16 protein-coding genes and 1 tRNA gene are annotated in these 17,480 nt (G+C 64.3%); 13 read left to right on the top strand and 4 right to left on the bottom strand.

Features of this window, described 5'->3' with window-relative positions; genetic code table 11:
* The first annotated feature begins 39 nt into the window (after window positions 1–39).
* From ACVISU_RS38900 to ACVISU_RS38890, 3 genes are all read left to right on the top strand, one after another.
* Entirely contained in the window at window positions 40–1,263 is a 1,224-nt protein-coding gene (locus ACVISU_RS38900) for an efflux RND transporter periplasmic adaptor subunit (protein WP_456710465.1), read from the top strand.
* Window positions 1,256–4,480 carry an efflux RND transporter permease subunit gene (locus tag ACVISU_RS38895; RefSeq protein ID WP_456710464.1) on the top strand — a complete coding sequence of 1,075 codons (3,225 nt, stop codon included), beginning with the start codon at window positions 1,256–1,258 and terminating at the stop codon, window positions 4,478–4,480. The genes ACVISU_RS38900 and ACVISU_RS38895 overlap by 8 nt, the downstream gene beginning before the upstream one ends.
* A 138-nt stretch (window positions 4,481–4,618) precedes the next feature.
* Window positions 4,619–6,460, top strand: coding sequence for an alkaline phosphatase family protein (locus tag ACVISU_RS38890; protein ID WP_456710463.1), 1,842 nt, complete (start codon window positions 4,619–4,621; stop codon window positions 6,458–6,460).
* A gap of 60 nt (window positions 6,461–6,520) precedes the next feature.
* Here the strand turns inward: ACVISU_RS38890 and ACVISU_RS38885 are convergent, their stop codons facing one another.
* Window positions 6,521–7,102: a hypothetical protein gene (locus ACVISU_RS38885; protein ID WP_050405582.1), complete on the bottom strand. Its 582-nt coding sequence runs from the start codon at window positions 7,100–7,102 to the stop codon at window positions 6,521–6,523.
* Window positions 7,103–7,490: 388 nt separating this feature from the next.
* Here ACVISU_RS38885 and ACVISU_RS38880 point away from each other — a divergent pair, with 388 nt between their 5' ends.
* Window positions 7,491–8,150, top strand: a complete 660-nt coding sequence (locus ACVISU_RS38880; protein WP_050405583.1) for a peroxiredoxin — start codon at window positions 7,491–7,493, stop codon at window positions 8,148–8,150.
* A 21-nt stretch (window positions 8,151–8,171) separates the two neighbouring features.
* A complete protein-coding gene (locus tag ACVISU_RS38875; RefSeq protein ID WP_456710462.1) occupies window positions 8,172–9,635 on the top strand; it encodes a cryptochrome/photolyase family protein in 1,464 nt (487 codons plus the stop codon).
* Here ACVISU_RS38875 and ACVISU_RS38870 read toward each other — a convergent pair.
* Both ACVISU_RS38870 and ACVISU_RS38865 read right to left on the bottom strand, forming a co-directional pair.
* The gene (locus ACVISU_RS38870) at window positions 9,632–10,504 is read right to left on the bottom strand and encodes a DMT family transporter (RefSeq protein WP_050405585.1); all 873 of its coding nucleotides are present in this window, start codon (window positions 10,502–10,504) and stop codon (window positions 9,632–9,634) included. The genes ACVISU_RS38875 and ACVISU_RS38870 overlap by 4 nt on opposite strands.
* A gap of 149 nt (window positions 10,505–10,653) precedes the next feature.
* Window positions 10,654–11,028 (bottom strand): hypothetical protein, encoded by a 375-nt coding sequence (locus tag ACVISU_RS38865; protein ID WP_456710461.1) that lies wholly within the window; start codon window positions 11,026–11,028, stop codon window positions 10,654–10,656.
* Between the two features lie 234 nt (window positions 11,029–11,262).
* On the opposite strand from ACVISU_RS38865, the gene ACVISU_RS38860 reads away from it, so the two are divergent.
* From ACVISU_RS38860 to ACVISU_RS38840, 5 genes are all read left to right on the top strand, one after another.
* The gene (locus tag ACVISU_RS38860) at window positions 11,263–11,490 is read left to right on the top strand and encodes a hypothetical protein (protein WP_456710460.1); all 228 of its coding nucleotides are present in this window, start codon (window positions 11,263–11,265) and stop codon (window positions 11,488–11,490) included.
* A gap of 83 nt (window positions 11,491–11,573) precedes the next feature.
* A complete protein-coding gene (locus ACVISU_RS38855; RefSeq protein WP_456710459.1) occupies window positions 11,574–11,759 on the top strand; it encodes a hypothetical protein in 186 nt (61 codons plus the stop codon).
* A gap of 46 nt (window positions 11,760–11,805) precedes the next feature.
* Entirely contained in the window at window positions 11,806–12,105 is a 300-nt protein-coding gene (locus ACVISU_RS38850) for a plasmid stabilization protein (RefSeq protein WP_456710458.1), read from the top strand.
* Between the two features lie 168 nt (window positions 12,106–12,273).
* Window positions 12,274–12,402, top strand: coding sequence for a hypothetical protein (locus tag ACVISU_RS38845; RefSeq protein ID WP_283807391.1), 129 nt, complete (start codon window positions 12,274–12,276; stop codon window positions 12,400–12,402).
* 395 nt (window positions 12,403–12,797) lie between these two features.
* Entirely contained in the window at window positions 12,798–15,062 is a 2,265-nt protein-coding gene (locus ACVISU_RS38840) for a cation:proton antiporter domain-containing protein (RefSeq protein ID WP_456710457.1), read from the top strand.
* A gap of 47 nt (window positions 15,063–15,109) precedes the next feature.
* Here ACVISU_RS38840 and ACVISU_RS38835 read toward each other — a convergent pair whose 3' ends face one another.
* A complete protein-coding gene (locus ACVISU_RS38835; protein ID WP_021080599.1) occupies window positions 15,110–15,556 on the bottom strand; it encodes a hypothetical protein in 447 nt (148 codons plus the stop codon).
* Window positions 15,557–15,779: 223 nt separating this feature from the next.
* Here ACVISU_RS38835 and ACVISU_RS38830 point away from each other — a divergent pair, with 223 nt between their 5' ends.
* The 3 genes from ACVISU_RS38830 to ACVISU_RS38820 all read left to right on the top strand — a co-directional run bounded on the left by ACVISU_RS38830 (window position 15,780) and on the right by ACVISU_RS38820 (window position 17,384).
* Complete coding sequence (locus ACVISU_RS38830) at window positions 15,780–16,052, top strand: hypothetical protein (protein ID WP_050405589.1); 273 nt, start codon at window positions 15,780–15,782, stop codon at window positions 16,050–16,052.
* Between the two features lie 85 nt (window positions 16,053–16,137).
* A tRNA-Arg gene (locus ACVISU_RS38825) sits at window positions 16,138–16,214 on the top strand.
* 1,026 nt (window positions 16,215–17,240) lie between these two features.
* Complete coding sequence (locus tag ACVISU_RS38820; RefSeq protein ID WP_456710456.1) at window positions 17,241–17,384, top strand: hypothetical protein; 144 nt, start codon at window positions 17,241–17,243, stop codon at window positions 17,382–17,384.
* Window positions 17,385–17,480: the final 96 nt, after the last annotated feature.

Raw genomic sequence — 17,480 nt, 5'->3', positions numbered from 1 at the left:
CAGCGCATGGCCATCAGCATGCGCTGCGGAGAGGCGCATATGAAACGGGTTGTTCTATTTTTCGCCGGCGTGGCTGCCGGTATTGCACTGATCATTCTGGCGGCCGGATGGATCGGCTGGCCGGTCAAGTTCCCCGCCACGACGCAAGAGACCGCGGTCACCGCCGTACCGAAGGCTGAGGCCACGCACGAGGCCCCCGGGCATATCGAGCTCAGCGAGGACCAGATTCGTGAAGCCGGCATCACGCTCGCACCGGCCAGTGGCGGCATGCTGAAACGGCATTTCCTCGCGCCGGGATCGCTGATCCCCGACGCCGACCACATCGGCCGCGTCTCGGTGCGCGTGCTCGCGACGGTCACCGAACTGCGCAAGCGTCTCGGCGACGTGGTCGAGAAAGGCGAGATCGTCGCTGCGATCGAAAGCCGCGAGGTCGCCGACGCCAAGAGCGAATACCTCGCCGCGCGACTCACCAACGACCTGCAGCAGACGCTCTACGCCAGGCAGAAGACGCTGGTCGAGACCCGCATCGTCTCGGAGAACGAGTTCCTGCGCACGCGGCTGACCGCGAACGACGCCCAGATCAAGCTCGACGGCGCGCGGCAAAAGCTGTTTGCGCTCGGCCTTTCGGAGAGCGAGATCGCCGATCTGCCCAACCAGCCGCCGGAAAGCCTGCGGACGCAATTTTTGCGCGCGCCGATCAGCGGCCGGGTGTCCGAACGACGTGTCGATCTCGGCGGGCTGATCGGGCGCGAGGGCCAGGAAAGCGAGCTCTACGTTATCGTCAACCTCGACGACATCTGGGTCGATCTGGCGGTTTCGCCCGAAGACATCGGCGCGGTCCGCGAAGGCGTTTCGGTCAAGATAGGCGCCATCGGCACCGAGAATGAAGCGAGTGCTGGCGTGATTTTCGTCAGCCCCCTGCTCGACCGCGAGACGCGCAACGCACGCGTGATCGCGACCATGCCCAACAAGGATCACCGCTGGAAACCGGGCACCTTCGTAACCGCGGAGGTCCCGCTGTCAGGCGCGCCATCGACCGTGATGATCTCGAAGAAAGCCATTCAAACCATCAAGGGGACGCCGACCGTATTCGTGCGCGATCCCGACGGCTTCGAGGCGCGGTCCGTGCGAACCGGCCGCGAGGACGATGACGACATCGAAATCCTGTCAGGTCTTGCCGCCGGTGAGACCATTGCGGTGCAAAACACCTTCACATTGAAGGCTGAAGTCGGGAAGGACGAGGCGGAGCACGACCATGATTGAGCGCATCATCGGTCTTGCGATCCAGCGGCGCTGGGTCGTCGTCACCCTGGCGGCGGTCCTGATGTTCCTCGGCGGCCTCGCGTTGACCAGGCTGCCGATCGACGCGGTGCCCGACATCACCAACAAGCAGGTCCAGATCAACACCGTGGCCCCGGCGCTCTCGCCAGCAGAAATCGAGAAGCAGATCACCTTCCCGATCGAGACGGCGCTGGCGGGCGCGCCAGGGCTGGAGAGCACACGGTCGCTCTCCCGCAACGGCTTCTCGCAGATCACGGCGGTATTCAGCGAAGCCACCGATATCTATTTCGCCCGGCAGCAGGTCGGCGAGCGTCTGACCGAGGTTCGCGCGCGGCTGCCCCAGGGCATCGAGCCGCGAATTGGCCCGACCTCGACCGGCCTTGGCGAAATCTACATGTGGACCGTGCACTACTCAGGCCAGAAGGTGCAGACCGACGGTGCGCCCGGCCTGCAGAGCGACGGCCGCTTCCTGACGGCGGACGGCCAGGCGCTGCAAAGCGAGGTCGAAAAGGACGCCTATCTGCGCACGGTACAGGACTGGATCATCAAGCCGCAGATCAAGATGGTGCCTGGCGTCGCCGGCGTCGATTCGATCGGCGGCTATCTCAAGCAGTACCAGGTCCATCCCGATGCGGCGAAGCTGATCGCGCTCGGGCTGACCTTCGCCGACGTTGCCAAGGCGATCGAGACCAACAATGTCAGCCGCGGAGCGCGCTATATCGAGCGCAACGGCGAAGGATTCGTGGTGCGGTCCGGCGGCCGCCTCGAGAATATCGAGGACCTCGGCGGCGTCGTCGTCACCACCCGGGGCGGCGTTCCGGTCCGGATCCGCGACCTCGCGACGCTCTCGATCGGTGGCGAAACCCGCACCGGCAGCGCCAGCGAGAACGGCCGCGAGGTCGTGGTCGGCACCGCGTTGATGCTGATCGGCGCCAACAGCCGCACGGTGTCGGCCGCGGTCGACGCCAAGCTGCGCGCGATCACGCCGTCCTTGCCGGCGGGCGTCGCGGTCGAGACCATGCTCGACCGCACCCAGCTGGTCGATGCGACGATCGGAACCGTGGCGCGCAATCTGAGTGAAGGCGCGCTGCTGGTGATCGCGGTGCTGTTCGTGCTGCTCGGCAATTTTCGCGCCGCGTTGATCACGGCACTGGTGATCCCGATCGCCATGCTGATGACGGCGATCGGCATGTGGCAGGGGCGCATCAGCGCCAATCTGATGAGCCTCGGCGCACTGGATTTCGGCCTGATCGTCGATGGTGCCGTCATCATCACCGAGAACAGCCTGCGTCACCTCGCCGAGAAGCAGCACGCGCTCGGCCGCGTGCTGACGCGCGACGAACGGCTGGCGACGGTGCAGGCGTCCGCTGTGGAAATGGTGCAGCCGAGCCTTTACGGCCAGGCCATCATTCTCTTGGTCTATGTTCCGCTGCTGACCTTCACCGGCGTCGAAGGCAAGATGTTCGAGCCGATGGCGCTGACCGTGATCCTGGCGCTCGCCGCCGCCTTCGTACTGTCGCTGACGCTGGTACCCGCGCTGATCGTGATCGGCATCACCGGCCGCGTGCAGGAGAAGGAAAACTGGCTCGTTGCCGCATTGAAGCGCTGGTACAGCCCGCTGCTGCGGCGCGCGGTTGCGACGCCGCTGCCCGTCATCGCCGTGGCGGTCCTGTTGTTCGCGACCGCCCTGTTCGGGTTCTTCCGGCTCGGCCAGGAGTTCATCCCCTCGCTCGACGAGAAGAACATCGCCATGCACGCGCTCAGGATTCCGAGCACGGCGCTGTCGCAGTCGCAGGCGATGCAGCTCTCGGTCGAGAAGGCCGTGAGCCGCTTCCCGCAGGTGTCGTTCGTCTTCTCCAAGACCGGCACCGCGGAGGTGGCGAGCGACCCGATGCCGCCGAATGCGTCCGACACCTTCATCATCCTGAAGCCGCGCGCAGAATGGCCGGATCCCTCGCTGACCAAGGAGCAGTTGATCGAGGAGATCTCGAAGGCTGTCGGCCGGTTGCCGGGCAACGTCTATGAGTTCACCCAGCCGATCCAGATGCGCTTCAATGAGCTGCTGGCCGGCGTTCGCGGCGACATCGCGGTCAAGGTGTTCGGCGACGAGTTCGAGCCGATGCAGAAGGCCGCCAACCAGATTGCCGGCGCCCTCCGTGGCGTGCGCGGTGCGACCGACGTCAAGGTCGAGCAGGCCAGCGGCCTGCCCGTGCTCGAGATCAAGGTCGACAAGGCGGCGATTGCCCGGCGTGGCCTGAGCGTCTCCGAGGTCCAGGACGTGATCGGTGCGGCGGTCGGCGGCCAGGATGCCGGCGTGGTCTACGAAGGTGATCGAAGCTTCGACATCGTCGTGCGATTGCCGGAGAGCGTGCGCTCCGATCTCGAGGCGTTGAGCAATTTGCCGGTCGCCTTGCCGAAGGCAACGCCGAGTTCGCCGGTGCAGAGCCTGCCGCTCAACCGCGTCGCGCAGTTCTCCTTCGCCGATGGACCGAACCAGATCAGCCGCGAGAACGGCAAGCGCCGCATCGTGGTGACCGCCAATGTCCGCGGCCGCGATCTTGGCTCGGTGGTCGAAGAAGCTCAAGCAAAGGTCGCGCAATCGGTGAAGCTGCCGCCCGGCTACTGGATGACCTGGGGCGGCCAGTCGGAACATCTCGCCGCGGCGCGCCAGCGCCTTGTCGTCGTGGTACCTGCCTGTTTTGCGATGATCTTCCTGTTGCTGCTGGCGGCGATGGGCTCGGCGCGCGATGCGCTGCTGGTATTCAGCGCGGTGCCGCTGGCGCTCACCGGCGGCATCGCGGCGCTGTGGCTGCGCGGCATGCCGTTCTCGATTTCGGCCGCGGTCGGCTTCATCGCGCTGTCGGGCGTTGCGGTGCTGAACGGGCTCGTGATGCTGAGTTTCGTCCGGCAATTGCGCGAGCGCGGCGTGCCGATGCGGGAGGCCATCGAGCAAGGCGCCCTCACCCGCTTCCGGCCCGTGGTGATGACCGCGCTGGTCGCCTCGCTCGGTTTTGTGCCGATGGCCTTCGCCACCGGTACCGGCGCCGAGGTGCAGAAGCCGCTCGCCACCGTCGTGATCGGCGGACTGATCAGCGCGACCCTGCTCACGCTTGCCGTCCTGCCCGCGCTCTATGCACGGTACGGGTATGCCGGCAGCGCTGCGCGCAATGAGAGAACCGCGATTCAGCCGGCGGAATGACGCTGTGTTGACCCGCAGTCGGCAGGATAAATCAGGCAGTTGCCGCGCCGAACAGGCGCTGTAACATTTCTGTCATATGACAAAACTAAACGAAGACGGCGGCGGCCTGCCGCGGGGCGTCATCAGGGGGATAACAAAATGCGCCGTGCCATTACATTGCTGTCCGCGAGCATGATCGCGCTTTCCGCCGGTGCCGCTTCCGCGCAAAATGCAAAACCCCGCAACCTGATCCTGTTCGTTCCGGACGGCCTGCGCGGCGGCATCGTGACGCCGCAGACGGCGCCCGCGATGGCCGAGATCCGCGACAAGGGCGTCCATTTCAAGAATTCGCACTCGCTGTTCCCGACGTTCACTATGGCGAACAGCTCGGCGCTGTCGACCGGCCATTATCTCGGCGACACCGGCACGTTCTCCAACACGATCTTCACCGGCTACACCTCAGTGCCCGCCGGCGACACCGTGGTGCCCTTCATCGAGAACGACGCCGTGCTCGCCGACATCGACGATCACTTCAATGGCGACTACCTCAACGAGGAGACGCTGCTCAAGATGGCGCGCGGCCAGGGTTTCAGCACCGCAGCCATCGGCAAGGTTGGCCCGACCCTGCTGTTCGACCACACCGATCGCGGCAAGAACACGATCGTGGTCGACGATTCCACCGGCGGTAAGACCGGCGTGCCGCTCTCCGACGAGATGAAGGACGCGCTGACCAAGGCCGGCCTGCCGCTCGCCACGCCGAGCCGCGGCGACAATGCCAAGGCGGGCGACGCCAAAACACCCGGCACCACCGTCGCCAACGTCGCGCAACAGGCCTACATGGCCGACGTCGCGACCAAGGTCGTGCTGCCGATGTTCAAGGCGCGCAACAAGCCGTTCGTGCTGGTGTTCTGGTCGCGCGATCCGGACGGCAGCCAGCACAACACCGGCGACAGCCTCAACACCATCACCCCCGGCATCAACGGCCCGACCTCGATGGCCGGCATCAAGAATGCCGACAACAACCTCGCCCAGCTCCGCAAGGCGCTCGACGAGCTCGGGCTCTCCGCCAACACCAACATCATGGTCTCCTCCGACCACGGTTTCTCGACCATATCGAAGGAGAGCAAGACCAGCCCCTCGGCCAAGATCGCCTATGACGACACGCCGAAGGATTTCCTGCCGATGGGTTTTCTGACGATCGATCTCGCCAAGGCGCTGAACCTGCCGCTATTCGACCCCAACGACAAGAACGCCAAGGTCGCCGACAACGCCCACCCGAAGGCCGGCAACGGCGTGCTCGGCCAGGACCCGACCAAGCCCGACGTCGTGATCGCTACCAATGGCGGCTCGGACCTGATCTACCTGCCGAACCGCGACAAGAAGCTCGCCGACCGCGTCATCAAGGCGCTGCTGGAGCAGGACTATGTCAGCGGCCTGTTCGTCGACGACAAGCTCGGCACCTTCCCCGGCACGCTGCCGATGTCGAACCTCAATCTGAAGGGCAAGGCGGTGACGCCGAATCCGTCGATCGTGGTCAACTTCCGCTCCTGGTCGAGCGGCTGCGAAATCCCGACCAACTGCTCGGTGCAGATCGCCGACACCGTGCTGCGCCAGGGCCAGGGCATGCATGGCAGCTTCAGCCGCGGCGACACCTACAACTTCACCGCGGCGATCGGCCCCGACTTCAAGGCCGGCTACGTCGATCCGCTGCCGGTCAGCAACGCCGATGTCGGCATGACCGCGGCGCAATTGCTCGGCCTCCGCGCGCCGAACAACGGCGGCTTGATCGGCCGGGTGATGTCGGAGGCGCTGCCGAACGGCATCGTGCCGAAGATGGCCGAGGGCACCATCATGTCGAAGAAGCCTTCGGCCAACGGGCTGCGCACCGTGCTGAAATTTCAGCGCGTGCTCTCGACCCGCTACTTCGACGTCGCCGGGTTTCCGGGGCGAACGCTCGGGCTCGAGGAGAGCGACGGCAAACAGAAAACGGCGGGGAAATGATCTCCGCCGCTCTCGCTTGAAGTCGTTGGTCCGGGATGATGCAGGCATCATCCCGGATGATCACATCATCCCGATGTCGAACACGTTGGGCAGTTGCGCCGCGAGCGGCAGCGCGGTCGCGCCGACCAGCGTCGCCACCATCCCAGCAAGCGCACGGCCGGTGCGGCGCTGACCGCGCATCCGGCCCGCGATCCATTCCAGAACCTTGGTGTCCATTTTGGTGCCCTGCGTCGGCGCCCAGCGATCGATCGCGGTATCCGGCGACAGCGCCACCGTGCGCGGCGGTACCGGCAGGCCGGACTCGGACGCAGCGTGATGGGCGATGGCCTTGGCGAGCAGGTCGTCGAACCGGCCGCCATCGCTGCGCTCGGCAGCGGCCTCAGCGATCGCGAACAGCGCCTCGATCTCGGCCCGGCTGACCGGCTGATGTTCGACCGCGGCCGCCGTCAGGATGCGCGCGCACCAGGCAGCGTCATCGGCATCGAGCGACCGGGAGAAATGGATGCGGCCCTTGGTGGTCGGGCCTTCGCCGGTGATCACCCCATCGCGCACGATGGTCAGCGCATGGGCGGCGGTCTTGCGGCAGGACGGATGCAACGCACCGCTGAGAGCCTCAGCGGTCTTGGTACTTGGGGTAGACATTGTGGGAGCTTTCAATTCCTATCTCAGGCCAGCTTTTCCATGCGGGCGTAAACGAGTGGTTAATGATTCGGAACTTGGATTCCGAGATCTTTATATGGTTGCTATTGGGTCGCTTTAAACGCCGTCAGGGTTCAGCGCTATAGCAGCCCGGGCCGGCGTGATGACGGCGATAAGCGGCTTTATCTAGGCATTTCCGAGCTTTTGTGCCGCATCTGATATTTCGTCGTAGAGGTAAGGATCAAAACAAGTTGCTTGGAATTCCACCCTCAAGGAGAAATGTTTCATCTTCTTTCAGAAGCCGTTCACTTAAGCCGTGTCGCGTCCTATACTGGAACCGACGACCTCAAACACAATTTTAGCAGCAACATCAAAGCGATGAGGTAAAATCATGGCACTTCAGATCGGCGCCGTCGCCCCCGACTTCGAAGCTGAGACCACCGAAGGGAAAATCAAGTTCCACGACTGGATCGGCAACAGCTGGGTGCTTTTGTTCTCTCATCCCAAGGACTTCACCCCGGTCTGCACCACCGAGCTCGGCACACTCGCCCGCCTGAAGCCCGAATTCGACAAGCGCGGCGTCAAGCTGATGGGCTTGTCGGTCGATCCGGTCGACCGCCACGCCAAATGGTCCGAGGACATCAAGGAGACCCAGGGTGCCGCGCCGAACTACCCGATGATCGGCGACACCGATTACAACGTGTCCAAGCTCTACGACATGCTGCCGGCCTCGACGTCGGGCGATCCCCTCACCCGCACGCCGGCGGACAATCAGACGGTCCGCAACGTCTTCATCATCGGCCCCGACAAGAAGATCAAGCTGGTGCTGGTCTATCCGATGACCACGGGCCGGAACTTCCAGGAGATCCTGCGCGTCATCGACTCGCTGCAGCTCACCGCCACTCACCGCGTGGCCACCCCCGCCGACTGGAAGCAGGGCGAAGACGTGATCATCGCGGGCTCGGTCAGCAACGACGAGGCCAAGACAATCTATCCGCAGGGCTGGAAAGAACCGAAGCCCTACATCCGCATCGTGCCGCAGCCGAAGTAGCGGCTGGTAAGCAGCATCCGGGTGGCCCGCGCACAGCCTGTCATCGTCTGGTTCCGCGACGATCTGCGGCTGTCGGATCACCCGGCCCTGCATGAAGCGGCCAGCCGCGGCGCGCCCGTGGTTGGTCTCTATGTCCGCGACGAAGAAAGCCGGGCTTTGATGCCGCCGGCGGTGCGCCGCCTCGGGGGAGCGACGCGATGGTGGCTGGCGCAGTCGCTGCGCGCGCTTCGCAAGAGCCTTGAGGCGATCGGCGGAACGCTGGTGCTGCGCACCGGACCGGCCGCGTCCGTGATCGCCACGCTGGCCCGCGAGACCGATGCGCGCGCGGTGCTCTGGAACGACGTCGCGCAGGCGCCGCATCAAGCCGTTGGCAGAGATGTCGAAGCTGCGCTCGCAACTGACGGCATCGACTCGCAAATTTTTGCCGGCGACCTGCTCGTCGACCCCAAGGTCATCCGCAACAAGGACAACCGGGCCTTGCGCGTGTTCACACCGTTCTGGCGGCGCGTGCAGGGCCTCGGCGATCCGCCAGAGCCGCTGCCGCCACCGAGGAAGCTCAAATCGATCAGCGGCGTCGTGAGCGAGGCCCTCGACGACTGGGGCCTCGAGCCAACCCGCCCCGATTGGGCCGGCGGCCTGCGCGAAAGCTGGCCCCCCGGCGAAGCCGCCGCCCAGGCGCAGCTGAAGGCGTTCCTCGACGACAGCATCAGCGGCTACGCCGGCAACCGCGACCGGCCCGACCGCGACGGCACCTCGCGGCTCTCGCCGCATCTGCGCTTCGGCGAGATCAGCCCGCGCCAGGTCTGGCATGCCGCCCGCTTCGCCGCCGCCGAGCATCCGCGCCTTGCCGGCGATATCGACAAGTTCCTCAGCGAGCTTGGTTGGCGCGAGTTCTGCCGTCACCTGCTGTTCGATGCGCCTGATATGGCGGATCGGAATCTGCAGGAGCAGTTCGACGCCTTTCCGTGGAAACGCGACGCCCATGCACTGAAGGCGTGGCAGCGCGGCCTGACGGGTTATCCTATCGTGGACGCCGGGATGCGCGAGCTCTGGCACACCGGCGTGATGCACAACCGGGTGCGGATGGTGGTCGCCTCGTTCCTGGTGAAGCACCTTCTGATCGACTGGCGCGCCGGCGAAGCATGGTTCTGGGACACGTTGGTCGACGCCGATGCCGGCTCCAACCCCGCGAACTGGCAATGGGTCGCCGGCTCCGGCGCAGATGCCGCGCCCTATTTCCGCGTCTTCAATCCGATTCTGCAGGGCGAGAAGTTCGATCCAGACGGCGCCTATGTCAGGCGCTGGGTGCCGGAGCTCGCGCAGCTCCCCAACGACCTGATCCATCAACCGTGGACAGCGACGCCGATCGAGCTGGCGAGCGCCGGCATTGAGCTCGGCAAGACCTATCCGCCGCCGATCGTCGATCACAAACGAGGTCGCGAACGGGCGCTCGCCGCCTACGCCACGATCCGCGGCAAGGATTAGGCGCGGCGGTTGACCACCAGCACCGCGGCGGCGCAGGCGCCCATGCCGGCCATGGCGACGTAATCCAGGCGCTCGCCGAACAGCACATAGGCCATCAGCGCGGTCACCGCCGGCACCAGATAGAACAGGCTCGCGACCGAGGTCGCGGCATGGTGACGGATCAGCCAGTACAGCAGCCCGATCGAGCCGATCGACAGCGCAAACACCAGCCAGGCGATCGCCAGCACGAACTCGCTGGTCCAATGCACGATGTTGGTCTCGAACAGCCGGGCGCCGATGCCGAAGAAGATCGTCACCACGACGTACTGCACGAGATTGCCGGCGCGCCAGTCAATCTGATTGCAGTAGCGGCGCTGGTACAGCGTCCCTAGCGTGATGCTGATCAGCGAGACGCCGGAGGCAAGCCAGCCCCACCCTGCATCGCCCGTCATCGGCCGGTTGTGCAGGATCAGCACGACGCCGGCGAGGCCGAGCACGAGCCCGCCCCATTGCAGTGGCGTGACGCGCTCGCCGAGCCAGCGGTTGGCGATGGTCGAGGTCAGGATCGGCTGCAGGCCCGGGATCAACGCCGACAGGCCTGCCGGAATCGAATGCGCGATCGCAATCGCGGTGCCGCCGAGATAGAAGCCGTGAACCAGGATGCCGGCGACCGCACTGTGGAAAACGCCTGTCCGGTCCGGCCATTTCGGCCGAGCGACCGCAGCGATGATCGCCATCACCACCACCACGAACGCCATCCGGATCGCCAGATAGGTCAGCGGCTCCGCATTGTTGATGACGTATTTGGTGCCGATGAATCCCGTGCTCCACAGCACGACAAAAATCGCCGGCGCCAGGCGAGCGGCAGTTTCCTCTAAGCTCTTGTTCATTGCAGGCCGTCATTGCCTGAAGATGAGGCAATCGGCAATCGCGAATTGCGGCGGGATGGTGGGCGAGCCGGCCGCTGCAAGCAGGTGGCGGCCTCGTCCAGAGTGTCGTCTCTGCGAAAGTTTCGCAGGGACGACACTGAACGTGATCGTCACCTGAGGTGATACTTCCTGCCGTTGGTGTTCGGGTCGGAATTGTCGCTTGTCGAGAACATCAAGGCCGGACCGAAATAGCCCCAACGACCCCGGTAAATTCCAAACCGGCCGGCGCCCGTGTCGATGATCTCTTGCTCGGTGCTGTTCGCCGGGCCGAGCAGCCTGTCGTCTTCGTAAAGTCGGGCTGTCTTGATATCGCCATCCACGTATATGACGGGAACGAGAAACGCGTGCCCCTGAAAAAAGTGAAAGGTGCCGCGCAACAGTTGTCTGTCGATCGGGCTCGGTGGAATCAGAGAAAGCAATGCACTCGACGCGAGGGCAAACAGCGTTGATCCGATCACGATGCGCGTATTGGCGGATATCTTCAACGGCATTTTCTCCAGGCGCTTACTTGCCACGTGTCTCTGTAGCGCGCGACTTCATCGCATACAACCGATGGACGTCCGCCACCGCCGTCGCGGCCGATGCGGAAGCCGGTTCGACGGGCCGTATGGGCATGAAGGGCGTGGCCGGCGTATCCGAAGTGAGGAACGCCCGCCAGGCACCGGCGTTTTCTATCTATCTGGCGAGCCGGGCATGAGCCGCCCGCCCAAGGATTCGAGATGCCCTACGCGCTGTTCGATCATGACAGACAAATTGACCAGGCCTTTGCCACGGAGAAGCAAGCCTGGGAACATGCGCTGGTGTCCGGGCTGATCTTCGATGTTCCGGTCGCGGACGAGGCACCGGGCCGATTGCTTCCGGCGGGCTATCACATGAAGCAGATTCCTGCCGACGGCGAAGTCTGCGAACCGGCGCCCGAGTGGAAATTGCCGAACGAGATTTCGTGACCGGTCCGCGGCCTGGACCGGTTGCGATCGCGGTGTTGCGCGATACGTAACGCCGGACCAGACAAACAATTCAGGATGAGCCCATGGCCGACACCGGCAAGTATTTTCACGTTCGCTGCGTCGACAACACGTTGCAGCGGGACACGCTCTCGGTTGGTCGCATCTATGAGGTGACACGGGATATCGAACGTGACGGCTATTACGAGCTCGGCGGATTGGGCCGCTTCAGCCGATCCAGATTCGAGGTTGTGGAGCCGAATGACGACTAGGTCGAAGTCCGGCCGACGTCTCAATCAAAATCGACAGGAGAGCGCGATGCCCAGAGGCGACAAGTCAAGCTACACCGACAAGCAGAAGCGGCAGGCCGAGCACATCGAGGAAGGCTACGAAAAGCGCGGCGTACCGGACCGCGAGGCCGAGCGGCGCGCGTGGGCTACCGTCAACAAGGAGACCCACGGGGGCAAGAAGAGCGGCTCCGGCCGCGGCACGCGCGAAGATCATTCGCCGTCGCGCAAGGGCGGCAAGCTCGGAGGCAAGGCGGCCGCTACGTCCGGCGGCGCGCGATCGCGCTCGGCCAAGAAGGCCGCGCGGACGCGCAGGCGGCGGGCGGCCTGATCCGCACCGGCATCACCTCCCCAGCGGGAAGGCAGTACCGCGCATTGGAGGCGTCACCTCGCAAATGCGTGATTGGGCGCCGCCACCGGTTGCCTTCATTTGGGCACCTGTCGGGAACAAGCTTGCCCGGCAAGAAACAAAGGCGGCCGCCGCAGGGGGTGCCTCCAATTGACCTATCGGTCCCACAGCAGCTGGCAGGACGTTGATCTGCGCAATCTCGTCCGGGTCATATCGGCCTGCACGCTCGGACTATGGGCGTTTGCGGCCGGTCTCCTGATCGGGACCTTCCTGCTTTGATGTTGCCTTGCTTTGATGTTTGCATAGGCGGAAACACGCCGCCGGTCCTAGCCGCTCAGGTGATGTGCGGCGGCGAACAGGACGAGCGCGCTTAGCACCAAGGCTGACGTGGCGCCGACGACGCTGCGCGCAAGTTCAGCCTTCGATAGATTGGACCTGGTTGCCATCACAACCTCCTGTGCGTGCGAGCTGAGGCCGGTCCGCTGTGGCGGTGCGGCCCGCTCTCGCTCCTGGGACCACCGTCGCATCATGAGGATGAACGCATCATGAGCAAAACGAATGGCCGGTGTCCCGGTTCCAAATTCTGACCGTGGTGGATCGCTTTCGGAACGGGGGCGTTGACCGCATGCGGCAAACGGGCAAAGCCGCGCTGGAATTTGGCAATCGGAGACGCAATGGCGATCCGCTGGGGGCGGCTTCAACCGACGACCTGGGCGGTCATGTTCCTGGTTGCGACCGCCACGGCGGCCGGCGCCGAAAGCGATAGAGCGAGCAAGCCCTCCGAGTTCATGCTGCTCGTCCAGATCGCACTCCTGATCGCGGTCGGCCGCGGCCTCGGCGAACTGATGCAGCGGATCGGCCAACCCTCCGTGATCGGCGAACTGCTTGGCGGCCTGCTGCTCGGCCCGTCGCTGTTCGGCTGGCTGTGGCCGTCTGCGCACGACGTCGTCTTTCCGCCGTCTGGCGAGCAGAAGGCGCTGCTCGACGGCATCGCGCAGTTCGGCATCCTGCTGCTGTTGCTGCTGACGGGCATGGAGACCGACCTCAGGCTGGTGCGCAAGGTCGGCCGCGCTGCCATGACGATCTCGGTCGCGGGCATCGCGGTGCCGTTCGTCTGCGGCTTTGCACTCGGCGAATTCCTGCCCCAGAGCCTGTTGCCGCACCCCGAACAGCGGCTGATTGCATCCCTGTTCCTCGGCACCGCGCTGTCGATCTCGTCGGTGAAGATCGTCGCCGTCGTGGTGCGCGAGATGAATTTCATGCGCCGCAATGCCGGCCAGATCATCGTCGCCTCCGCGATCATTGATGACACTATCGGCTGGATCATCATCGCTGTGATCGTCAGCCTCGCCTCGCGCGGCACCCTCGATCTGCTTTCGGTCACGCAGGCGCTGTTCGGGACGCTGGCCTTCCTCGCGGTCAGTTTCACGGTCGGCCGCCGGCTGGTGTTCCGGCTGATCCGCTGGGCCAACGACAATCTGTTGAGTTCGGCGGCGGTCATCACCGTGATCCTGCTCCTGATGAGCGTGATGGCGATGATCACGCATCTGATCGGCGTCCACACCGTGCTCGGCGCCTTCATCGCCGGCGTGCTGGTTGGGGAATCCCCCATCCTGACCCGACAGATCGACGAGCGGCTGCGCGGGCTGATCTCCAGCCTGTTCATGCCCGTATTTTTCGGGCTTGCCGGCCTCAGCGCCGACCTCACCGTGCTGAAGGATCCGGCGGTGCTGGGGCTCACCGCCGCGCTGGTCCTGATCGCGAGCATCGGCAAGTTCGGCGGCGCTTTTGTCGGCGGCGCGCTGGGCGGGCTGACACGGCAGGAGTCCTATGCGCTGGCGAGCGGCATGAACGCGCGCGGCTCGACCGAGGTGATCATCGCCACCATCGGCCTCTCGATGGGTGTGCTGAGCCCGACCATGTTCTCGATGATCGTGACGATGGCGATCCTGACCACGATGGCGATGCCGCCGATGCTGCGCAGCGCGCTGGCGCGGCTGCCGCTCGGCAGGGTGGAGAAGGAGCGGCTTGAGCGCGAGGAGATCGAGCAGCGCGGCTTCGTCGCCAATCTCGAGCGGTTGCTGCTCGCGGTCGACGAGAGCAGCAACGCGAAATTCGCGGCCCATCTCGCCGGCCTGCTCGCCGGCGGCCGCGGCCTGCCGATCACGGTGCTGCATGTCGGCGCCAACGCCAAGCTGCACGAGCAGAACCGCGCCGATCAGGAGCGCCGCGAGGCTGCGGTGATCAACGCGGCCAAAGCCAGTGCCGAGGCCGACGCCGACGGCGGCGGCAATGTCGACATCATCAGCCGCATCAGCGAAAAGACCGCGCCGGAAGCGATCGCGGAGGAAGCCAGGAAGGGTTTTGACCTGCTCGTCATCGGCATGAACGAGGTCGCTGGCCCCGACGGCGGCTTCGACCGCCGGATCGACGACCTCACCTCCGGCTTCGACGGCCCGCTAGCAATCGCAGCCGCCAAAGGCGTGCACGAGAGCGAGCCGACCGCGAATGCGTGGAAGATCCTGGTGCCGGTGTCGGGCAGCAATGTCTCGCGACGCGGCGCCGAGGTCGCGATCGCGCTGGCGCGGCTCTCCAGAGAACCGCTGCAGGTAGTCTATGTCTCGACCACACGCGACAAGGGCGCCCGCCGCACCAGCCCGAGCATGTCGCTGGCGCCTGAAGAAGCGATCCTGAAGGAGGTCGCCGCGACCGCGGCGCGGTATGACATCAATGTCGCGACACGGCTGCGCGCCAATACCGCGCCCGAGGTTGCGATCCTGCAGGAGATCGCGGCAAGCCGGGCCGACCTCGTCGTCATCGGCGTCGACCGCATCCAGGGCGACAGGTTGAATTTCGGCAGCGTCGCAGCCACCGTGCTCGGCAAGTCGAAGGCGTCAGTGCTGCTGGTGTCGGATGGCGTCGTCAGGACCAAGGACTGAAAACCAAGACCTGACGAACAAGGTCCGGAGCGCGCGAGCGCCCGCGCCTACCACTCTTCCGGGCAGGGATCGACGATCTTCCAGAGATCGACGCCGTTCTTGATCTTCTTCATCTCGGTGGTGAGCCCGCCATTGCGGCGGATCCAGTCCTTCACCGTATCGGGATAGTAGGACATCAGGTCGGAAGTGCCCTCGAGGCTGGTGACCTTGATGCCGAAGGTGAAGGCCTTGTCGTAATAGGCCTGGTGGAAACCGATGCTGGCCTTCGGCGTCACGCAGATCTTGTTCAGCGGCACGATGCCGAACACCAGCGTGCAGGCCGAATTGCAGATGCCGTCGATCACGACGCGCTCGCGGCGGTCGCGGATTTGTTTGTACTTGGCCTTGTACTCCTCGACATAGCCGCCATGGTCGCGCGTGATGTGCAGAACGGCTCGCGCTGGCGTGACCGCCAGAACCGAGAGCAGCAAAGCGACAAGGGGCGTGATGCGCATGGAATCTTCGAAACCGAGGGAAAGACGGCCCGGCCGGACCTGACCGCAAGACTCTGGCCGGACTGTGTTGGCAATCCGTTAAGCATCCGCAAAAAGGCAAAAATTGGCGCGCTGTGACTGATTTCCCGCAGCTTTTTGGCCGAATTCCGGGTTAAATGGAGCGCCAGAGGAGCTTGGACCGGCTGCAGAGGCCGATTCCAGCGTGAATGCCAGGAGCCCGCCAATGACCACGACCAAGCTTTTCGCCGCCCTCGCCGTGACCGTTTGCCTGGCCACCCCGGCTGCCGCGGCCGACCTCTCGGCCACCCCGCGCCACTACCGGCATTACCACCACGCGCATTGGGGCCTACCCTATCACATCAGCTATCTGCACAATTACGGCCCCGGCCTGGCCGCCGGCAGGTTCGCCTATTACGACGGCCCGTCGACCAACAAGTGCTACCAGAGTTCGGCGGCCTATATCGGCCAGGATCGTCGCCGGCACCCCTGCTTCTGAGCTCAAAGTAAGGCCGGAGGGACGCCCGGACGCCGCGCGGTCCCTGCTGGCCCCGACAGCCCAAGTCTGATAATCGACCCGCAACGCGCTCGTAGCTCAGCTGGATAGAGCATCGGATTTCGATTCCGAGGGTCGGGAGTTCGAATCTCTCCGAGCGCGCCATCGTTTTCATCGATCGTACAATGGCTTAGGACGGACCGATTTCGATCGGGATGATCGTTTCGTGTTCCGAGCTCAACGCGCCGCCAACAAAATCGAGACATTACCAACCGCTTCAAATCACTCCGCGCAACAGGGCGGTTTGGCGTTTGTTTTGAATCCGATGTGCACAATGAGGAACGACCCCGACGCGGACGGCGCGCCGAGGTCGCCATTCTGTCAACTCCCGACCGGGTGGGGGGTGTAAGGGCCGGGAGCCGACAGACTACCTCTGATACCGCCGCTCGTTCCGCCCCTTAGCAACGCCATTAAGGGTTACTCCCGCTCACCCTGCCGGAAAACGATATCCATTCGCCGCCGGTCGAAGGCGAGCCGAGGAGGCTGTTAGCAAATCAGCAAGGAGGTCGGCGCAGGCTTCTCAGAGGGACGGGACCGGTTTGGGGAACGTCTTACGGTCTCCGTTTCGGAGGAGCTGGCGTACAGGCCCTGGCGCCGGCTCCTCTTTCTTAAAATCAGTTCTATGCACCGCAACAGTCACGAGGCGAGGCAATCAAACTTCGCGAAGGGCGCTTCGGGCTAGTTCAAGCAGGCTGAGGGTTCCAGGTCGCCAGCCTCTGCTTGATCTGCTCGGCCTGCTCCTTCGTCAGTTTCTCAGCCAAACTGTAATCGTTCAATTGGGCCGCCCCCTTCCGTTGTCGATCGTAGACCATCCAGTCGGTGCTTCCTTTTCGAACGAGGAACCTTGCCTGTATCGGTGCCGTGCAATTCATCGTAGACTCCGTCAGCAATATGAACGACTGCAATATGTCCTGAAATATAGCACCTGGTTTTCGATACTTCTGTGAACTTGCACACACCTTGCCGAACGCCATAAGTCGATCATTCGACCGATGCCCCCTACCCGAAATGCGCTCGAGATCCTGCCCGAGGTTCGCAGCGCAAGTTCGCTGCTGATACGCCGAACCCGATCCGATCAACCCCAATAGAGCATCTGCGGGGTCAGCAAAGGGTCGGAAACAGTACGGCCCTATGGCCGCTGCGAAAGCCGAACGGTTTCACGAAATCCGCACCACGCTTCTGCACAAAGACCAGCGTCCGATCAACGTCGTGCGGCGCGTCGTCATCATCGCCGTCGAATTGGACTATTATCTCGCGCCGCGCAGCCCGACATGAGGCTTTCCGCCTCGCTCCAATCGTCATCGGCGCAGGCTCGTGAAAATATTCAACTCGCAGATCACCCACTGCATCAAACATGGTTCCGCGGGTCGC

The organism is Bradyrhizobium sp. USDA 4452 (genome assembly GCF_054063575.1).
The sequence above is the reverse complement of the archived record's forward strand: the minus strand, read 5'-3'. Positions and strand labels throughout refer to the sequence as shown.

Bases quoted from the DNA above. Each gene is read 5' to 3' on its own strand.
- ACVISU_RS38820 (WP_456710456.1), top strand. From the start codon at position 17,241: ATGGCCGCTGCGAAAGCCGAACGGTTTCACGAAATCCGCACCACGCTT.
- ACVISU_RS38855 (WP_456710459.1), top strand. From the start codon at position 11,574: ATGGCCGACACCGGCAAGTATTTTCACGTTCGCTGCGTCGACAACACG.
- ACVISU_RS38835 (WP_021080599.1), bottom strand. From the start codon at position 15,556: ATGCGCATCACGCCCCTTGTCGCTTTGCTGCTCTCGGTTCTGGCGGTC.
- ACVISU_RS38870 (WP_050405585.1), bottom strand. From the start codon at position 10,504: ATGAACAAGAGCTTAGAGGAAACTGCCGCTCGCCTGGCGCCGGCGATT.
- ACVISU_RS38850 (WP_456710458.1), top strand. From the start codon at position 11,806: ATGCCCAGAGGCGACAAGTCAAGCTACACCGACAAGCAGAAGCGGCAG.
- ACVISU_RS38840 (WP_456710457.1), top strand. From the start codon at position 12,798: ATGGCGATCCGCTGGGGGCGGCTTCAACCGACGACCTGGGCGGTCATG.
- ACVISU_RS38885 (WP_050405582.1), bottom strand. From the start codon at position 7,102: ATGTCTACCCCAAGTACCAAGACCGCTGAGGCTCTCAGCGGTGCGTTG.
- ACVISU_RS38890 (WP_456710463.1), top strand. From the start codon at position 4,619: ATGCGCCGTGCCATTACATTGCTGTCCGCGAGCATGATCGCGCTTTCC.
- ACVISU_RS38895 (WP_456710464.1), top strand. From the start codon at position 1,256: ATGATTGAGCGCATCATCGGTCTTGCGATCCAGCGGCGCTGGGTCGTC.
- ACVISU_RS38900 (WP_456710465.1), top strand. From the start codon at position 40: ATGAAACGGGTTGTTCTATTTTTCGCCGGCGTGGCTGCCGGTATTGCA.
- ACVISU_RS38880 (WP_050405583.1), top strand. From the start codon at position 7,491: ATGGCACTTCAGATCGGCGCCGTCGCCCCCGACTTCGAAGCTGAGACC.
- ACVISU_RS38830 (WP_050405589.1), top strand. From the start codon at position 15,780: ATGACCACGACCAAGCTTTTCGCCGCCCTCGCCGTGACCGTTTGCCTG.
- ACVISU_RS38860 (WP_456710460.1), top strand. From the start codon at position 11,263: ATGCCCTACGCGCTGTTCGATCATGACAGACAAATTGACCAGGCCTTT.